7 protein-coding genes are annotated in these 6,284 nt (G+C 60.7%); all 7 read left to right on the forward strand.

Annotated elements, in window-relative coordinates; all coding sequences use genetic code 11:
- The first annotated feature begins 26 nt into the window (after nucleotides 1–26).
- The 7 genes from LXM94_RS09610 to LXM94_RS09640 all read left to right on the forward strand — a co-directional run bounded on the left by LXM94_RS09610 (nucleotide 27) and on the right by LXM94_RS09640 (nucleotide 6,211).
- Nucleotides 27–857 carry a transporter substrate-binding domain-containing protein gene (locus LXM94_RS09610; protein WP_235770991.1) on the forward strand — a complete coding sequence of 277 codons (831 nt, stop codon included), beginning with the start codon at nucleotides 27–29 and terminating at the stop codon, nucleotides 855–857.
- A gap of 76 nt (nucleotides 858–933) precedes the next feature.
- Nucleotides 934–1,698: an amino acid ABC transporter permease gene (locus LXM94_RS09615; protein WP_235770992.1), complete on the forward strand. Its 765-nt coding sequence runs from the start codon at nucleotides 934–936 to the stop codon at nucleotides 1,696–1,698.
- Nucleotides 1,699–1,784: 86 nt separating this feature from the next.
- A complete protein-coding gene (locus LXM94_RS09620; RefSeq protein ID WP_235770993.1) occupies nucleotides 1,785–2,582 on the forward strand; it encodes an amino acid ABC transporter permease in 798 nt (265 codons plus the stop codon).
- 13 nt (nucleotides 2,583–2,595) lie between these two features.
- The gene (locus LXM94_RS09625; protein ID WP_268965072.1) at nucleotides 2,596–3,354 is read left to right on the forward strand and encodes an amino acid ABC transporter ATP-binding protein; all 759 of its coding nucleotides are present in this window, start codon (nucleotides 2,596–2,598) and stop codon (nucleotides 3,352–3,354) included.
- 13 nt (nucleotides 3,355–3,367) lie between these two features.
- Complete coding sequence (dgcN, locus tag LXM94_RS09630; RefSeq protein ID WP_235770994.1) at nucleotides 3,368–4,369, forward strand: N-acetyltransferase DgcN; 1,002 nt, start codon at nucleotides 3,368–3,370, stop codon at nucleotides 4,367–4,369.
- Nucleotides 4,366–5,352 carry an N-acetyl-D-Glu racemase DgcA gene (gene dgcA, locus LXM94_RS09635; RefSeq protein WP_235770995.1) on the forward strand — a complete coding sequence of 329 codons (987 nt, stop codon included), beginning with the start codon at nucleotides 4,366–4,368 and terminating at the stop codon, nucleotides 5,350–5,352. Before dgcN ends, dgcA begins: the two co-directional genes overlap by 4 nt.
- Before the next feature lie 4 nt (nucleotides 5,353–5,356).
- Entirely contained in the window at nucleotides 5,357–6,211 is an 855-nt protein-coding gene (locus LXM94_RS09640; protein ID WP_235770996.1) for a D-amino-acid transaminase, read from the forward strand.
- Nucleotides 6,212–6,284: the final 73 nt, after the last annotated feature.

Here is a 6,284-nt window from a genome sequence, read left to right on the forward strand (position 1 = left end):
GAAGCACTATGAAAACGATTGTGAACATGTTGAGCACTGCGGCGGTGATCTGCTCCACCACACTTGGCAGCCTTGCGCCCGCCTATGCCGCTTCCTGCACGAACGAAACCTGGAGCAAGATCAAGGAACGCGGCAAAATCGTCGTCGGCATCAAATCCGACGCCAAGCCCTGGGGCTTTATCGACACCGATGGCAAGCTTGTCGGCATGGAAGCCGATATGGCCAGGGAAGTGGCCGATACGATCGGCGTCGACCTCGAGCTTGTCGGCGTCCAGTCCTCCAACCGCATGCAGTTTCTCGAGCAGGGCAAGATCGACCTGATGATCGCAACCATGTCCGACCGGCCTGACCGTCGCGCGATCATCGGTGTCGTCCTGCCGAACTATTACACGTCCGGCACAAACATCATGGCGCCGAAGGCGCTCGGCATCAAGGAATGGGGACAACTGAAGGACAAGCCGGTGTGCGGCAAGCAGGGTGCCTTCTACAACAAGGTCATCGAAGAGCGCCACGGTGCCAGGATTATCGCCTTCGACAACAATGCGGAAGCCAAGCAGGCGCTGCGCGACAAGAAATGCGTCGCCTGGGCTTTCGACGACTCCTCGATCGCTGCCGACCTCGCCTCCGGCGAGTACAACGACTACGAGATGCCGCTCAAGACGGAGGACGACAACCCCTGGGCACTCGCCGTGCCGCTGGTCGAGCGCGACTGCATCTTCGGCCGCTTCATGTCCGGAATGCAATTCGACTGGCTCCAGTCCGGTCATCTGCGTGAACTGGAGAAGAAGTGGGGCATCCAGGAAAGCGCATTCCTGAAGACCCAGGAAGAACGTTTCAAGGACTGGCTCGCCGAATAACGCTCGTCCCGATGTTCTGCCGCCGGCCTTTCTTCGCGGCCGGCGGCCCCTTCATGAAATTTCGGACAGGGGCATCATGGTCGAAATCATGCAGACTTTCTTCCGGGAACTGGCGCAGACCCATCCGGCGTGGAATTTCATCTTCTTCTACGAGCCGCTGCAATGGGCGCGCGTCCTCAGCGGATTGTGGGTGACGATCGAACTTTCGCTCGTCTGTATCGTGCTGAGCCTCGTCATCGGCATAGCGGGCGCGTGGGCACAGGGCTCGCGTTTGTCCGTGGTGCGCTGGCTGACGCAGGGCTATATCCAGCTCTTCCGCGACACGCCGCCGCTGATCCAGCTTCTGTTCTTCTATTTCGCCCTTGGGCAATTCACGCCGACGATCACGGGCGCGGACGGATGGACCGAACAGCCGATCATCTCCAATGTCGGATGGGCGATCGTTTCGCTCTCCTTCTTCGCCGGCGCCTTCAATGTTGAAATCTTCCGTGCCGGTATCGAGGCGATCCCGCAGACGACGAAGGAGGCCTGCGAAGCGCTGGGCATGAACAGGCTGCAGACCTATGCCTATGTCGTCCTGCCGCTCGCCCTTCGCGTCAGTCTGCCGGCGCTCAACAACAACCTCGTCAATCTGGTCAAGACGACGACGCAGGCAATCGCGATCGCCGTTCCGGAGCTGCTCTATCAGATGGTGTCCATCTGGAACGACTATGCCTCGGCTCAGAACGCCGCGATGACGGTGCTGTTCGTGGTCTATATCCTGCTCGTCGGCATTCTGGCATTCGGCATGAACCGCTGGGAGCGTGCCCTGTATATTCCGGGTTTCGGAGGTGGACAGTGATGCAACCTCGTTCGAAGCGCGCAATCTCTCGCGTCGCAACCGATCTGCCCGTGCTTCTGCCGCCAAAGCTGTTGCCTGAGGATAGTTTGGGCTTTTCCCACTGGCTGGCATCGATGCCCGCCTGGACGCTGCCCGCGATGATCGCCACCGTCGTGTTGTGGCCCGCTCATGCGCTGGCGCAGTCGGCCTACAGCACCGAACATGTGTTCTCGATCTTAATGAAATGGCTGCCGCTTCTCATCACCAAGGGCTTCGTTCTCAACATCGTCATCAGCTTCCTGACGATGGTCATCGGAACGATCGCCGGCGTGTTTCTCGGCCTCGGCCGCGTCTCGCACAACGGCATCGTCCGCCGATTGTCATGGCTGATCGTCCAGCTCTTCCGCAACTCTCCATGGCTCGTTCTGCTCTTCATCGTCATGCTGACGCTGCCTTTCGAGGTCCGTATCGCAGGAACGATCATACCGGTTCCCGATTGGATGAAGGCGGTTTTCGGTCTGAGCCTGCCGGTGATGGCGAATATCGCCGAGATCGTTCGCGGCGCCATTCGCTCCGTCCCGAGCGGCCAGTGGGAAGCGGCCGAGTCCCTGGCGTTCAGCCGCACGCAAACCCTGTGGCAGATCATTCTTCCGCAGTGCGTGAAGCGGATGATCCCTCCGTGGATGAACTGGTATGCGATCATGACCATGGCGACACCTCTGGTCTCGCTCCTGGGGGTCACCGAACTGGTCACGCTGTCGCGGCAGGCAATGGAGGCCGAAAGCAACCATCCCTCGCTGCTGGTGCCCTTCTACGGCTTCGCCCTGATCATCTTCTTTGCCTACTGCTATCCCATCGCACGTCTGACGCTGTCGCTTGAAAAGCGGTTCGCAGTGAAACTCTGACAAAGGAACTGCCATGAGCGACAACATCCCATGGAACGTCGACCAGCCGATCGTGTCGATCAAGGACGTGCGCAAGGCCTATGGCGATTTCGAGGTTCTGAAGGGAATCTCCCTCGACATCATGAAGGGCGACGTCATCTGCATCATCGGTCCGTCCGGATCGGGCAAATCGACCCTCATCCGCTGCATCAATGCGCTCGCGGATATTCAGGGCGGATCGATCAGGGTCGAAGGGCAGGAAGTCCACGATCCCAAGCTGGACAAGCTGGCGCTGCGCCGGAAAGTCGGCATGGTCTTCCAGCAATACAATCTCTTCCCGCACAAGACGGCTCTCCAGAACGTGATGATGGCACCCGTCAAGGTGCTTGGGCAGCCGAAGCAGGAGGTGGAGGTTCGCGCCCGCGCGCTCCTCAAGAAAGTGCGCCTGGAAGGAAAGGAAAATGCCTATCCGGGCGAGTTGTCCGGTGGCCAGCAGCAGCGCGTCGCGATCGCCCGGTCGCTGGCCATGCAACCTGACGTCATGCTGTTCGACGAGGTCACGGCCGCGCTCGATCCGGAAACCGTCAAGGAAGTTCTCGTTACCATCAAGGAACTGGCGGCAGAGGGCATGACCTGTATCCTCGTCACCCACGAGATGGGCTTCGCCCGCGAAGTCGCCGACCACATCTATTTCACCGATCGCGGCGTGATCGTCGAACACGGTCCTCCTGCATCCTTCTTCGACAATGCCAGGGATCCGAGAACGAAGGCATTCCTCGGACAGATTCTTTGAGGCGCGAACGACAATGATCGAAACACCCTATCTGCTTTTCCTGGGCGATGCGCCCGATGGGCTGGCCGCCAAGGTCGCGCAGGGGATCAAGGACTGGCGGCCGGAGCTGGCGACGGGGCAATTACGCCTTCCTGGCTGCAAGGCCGATCTTGGCCTGCCGGACCTGACGATCGGCCAGGCGGTCGACATGGGCGTGAAGACGCTCGTCATCGGCGTTGCCAATCGCGGCGGTATCATCTCGCCGGCTTGGAAATCAGTGCTTCTGCAGGCGCTCGATGCCGGGCTCGATCTCGCTTCCGGCCTGCACAATCTGTTGCGCGACGAAGCCGATCTGACTGCAAAGGCCAAGGCGCTCGGCCGGACGCTGCACGATGTCCGCGTGCCGGCGGTTGCCTACCCGATCGCCAATGGCAGAAAACGGACTGGCAAGCGAATACTGGCCGTCGGCACCGATTGCTCGGTCGGCAAGATGTACACGGCGCTGTGCATGGAAAAGGCGATGCGCGCGCAGGGACGCAAGGCGACTTTCCGCGCCACCGGCCAGACGGGTATCCTGATCACCGGCGACGGCGTGCCGCTCGACGCGGTGATCGCCGATTTCATGGCCGGATCAATCGAATTTCTGGCGCCGGACAACGATCCGGATCACTGGGATCTTATCGAAGGCCAGGGAAGCCTGTTTCATGCCTCCTATTCCGGCGTGACCCTTGCTCTCATTCATGGCGGTCAGCCGGACGCATTGGTGCTCTGCCATGAGCCGAACCGGCCGCACATGCGCGGTCTTGCCGGTTATCAGCTGCCGAGCCTTGAGGCACTGCGCGATCTTTCGCTGACGATGGCAAGGATGGTCAATCCAGCCTGTGAGGTGATTGGCATTTCGCTCAATACCTCCGCCATGCGTGCAGAAGATGCGCTGGCGCTTTGCGCTGAAACCGAAAGGCGGATGGGGCTGCCGACGGTCGATCCGTTCCGCCAAGGCGCCGATCGGCTCGTTGCGGCGTTGGGGGGATTATGACCGGGTTGTCGCTCTGCGCCGTTGAAGAACGTTTTCCCGTCGCCGGTGCTTTCACGATTTCGCGGGGATCACGCACGGAAATCCGCGTCGTGGCGGTCGCCTTGCGGGACGGCGATGTCGCCGGCCGCGGCGAATGCGTGCCCTACGCCCGCTATGGCGAAACGGCCGAAGGGGTAATCGAGACCATTCGATCGGTCGAGGCAGATTTACGCAACGGACTGGAGCGCACCGGCCTTCAGGCGCTGTTGCCGCCCGGCGCGGCGCGCAATGCGCTCGATTGCGCCTTATGGGATCTCCAAGCAAAAAAAGCCGGCAAGCCCGTCTGGCAGCTTGCCGGCCTGCGTCCGCCAATGCCGGTGAGCACGGCCTATACGCTCTCGCTTGCCGCGCCGGAGGCAATGCGGAAGGCGGCGGCCAAGAACGCGCATCGACCACTTCTCAAGGTTAAACTCGGATCCGATGGCGACGCCGAGCGTATCGAGGCCGTGCGCGAGGGTGCGCCGCATTCCACCCTCATCGTCGATGCCAATGAGGGCTGGACGGTTGACCAATACCTGACGTTCGCTCCGCAGTTCGTCCGCCTCGGCGTTGCGATGGTGGAACAACCGCTACCTGCGGAAGCCGATCAAGCTTTGGCGGAAATCGAGCGGCTTCTCCCCGTATGCGCCGACGAGAGCTGCCATGACCGCGCATCCCTCGGAAAGCTCGTCGGCAAGTACGACGCGGTCAACATCAAGCTCGACAAAACCGGCGGGCTGACGGAAGCGCTGCTCCTCAGACAGGAAGCCGCGGCGGCCGGCTTCAGCATCATGGTCGGTTGCATGCTGGGCACATCGCTTGCCATGGCGCCCGCCTTCCTGGTGGCGCAGGACGCCCGTTACGTCGATCTCGACGGCCCGCTTCTCCTCGCCAGGGACCGGGAAACATCCATTCACTACGACGGCTCACTGATGGAACCGCCGTCAGCATCTCTTTGGGGTTAGCTCAATGCGTCACGTCTATGTCAATGGTGATTTTCTGCCGGAAACCGAAGCCCGTGTCTCGATTTTTGACCGCGGGTTCCTGTTTGCCGACGGTGTCTACGAGGTGACGCTGGTCCTCGACGGAAAGCTGGTCGATTTTTCCGGCCATATGGCTCGCCTGCGCCGTTCGCTCGGTGAACTGGACATGCGGTTCTCGTTGACGGAGGAAAGCCTGCTGGCCATCCATCGCGAACTGATCGAGCGGAACGAAATCGGCGAGGGCCTGGTCTATCTCCAGGTGACGCGCGGGGCGGCGGATCGCGATTTCATCTTCCCGCAGGAATCGACGCCCAATACCGTCGTGCTCTTCACGCAGAAGAAGGCGATCGTCGACAGCGCTCTCGCCGCTCGCGGTCAGCATGTCGTCACGCTGGATGATCTGCGTTGGCGGCGCTGCGACATCAAGACTGTCCAGCTTCTCTACCCATCGATGGCGAAGATGCAGGCCAAAGCCCAGGGGGCCGACGATGCATGGCTGGTCAAGGACGGCTTTATCACCGAAGGTTCCTCAAACAATGCTTATATCGTCACCACGGACGGAACGATCGTCACACGGGACCTTTCCGCCGACATTCTGCACGGTATTACGCGCGAAGCCGTGCTGCACTGCGCCAGTGATCTTCAGCTTCGGATAGAGGAGCGGCCGTTTACGGTCGAGGAGATCGAGAACGCCGCCGAAGCCTTCTCGACATCTGCATCCGGTCTCGTGAACCCCGTCGTGAATATCAATGGCAAGCCGATCGGAGTTGGTAAACCCGGCGCGATTACGGCGCATCTGCGCCAAATCTACGTCGAGCGCAGCCGGGCTTCGGCGATCTAGGCTCAGGACCTATTAATTTCGTTTGAGATGTGATTCCCGGTTTCCGACAGGAGGCCGTGATGGATGATTTGTT

Origin of the sequence: Rhizobium alarense (genome assembly GCF_021555155.1) — a bacterium.
In the GTDB taxonomy this organism is placed as follows: Bacteria; Pseudomonadota; Alphaproteobacteria; order Rhizobiales; family Rhizobiaceae; genus Rhizobium_D; species Rhizobium_D alarense.

Coding starts and splice junctions, on each gene's coding strand:
- dgcA (WP_235770995.1), top strand. CDS start 4,366: ATGACCGGGTTGTCGCTCTGCGCCGTTGAAGAACGTTTTCCCGTCGCC.
- LXM94_RS09640 (WP_235770996.1), top strand. CDS start 5,357: ATGCGTCACGTCTATGTCAATGGTGATTTTCTGCCGGAAACCGAAGCC.
- LXM94_RS09615 (WP_235770992.1), top strand. CDS start 934: ATGGTCGAAATCATGCAGACTTTCTTCCGGGAACTGGCGCAGACCCAT.
- LXM94_RS09625 (WP_268965072.1), top strand. CDS start 2,596: ATGAGCGACAACATCCCATGGAACGTCGACCAGCCGATCGTGTCGATC.
- dgcN (WP_235770994.1), top strand. CDS start 3,368: ATGATCGAAACACCCTATCTGCTTTTCCTGGGCGATGCGCCCGATGGG.
- LXM94_RS09610 (WP_235770991.1), top strand. CDS start 27: ATGTTGAGCACTGCGGCGGTGATCTGCTCCACCACACTTGGCAGCCTT.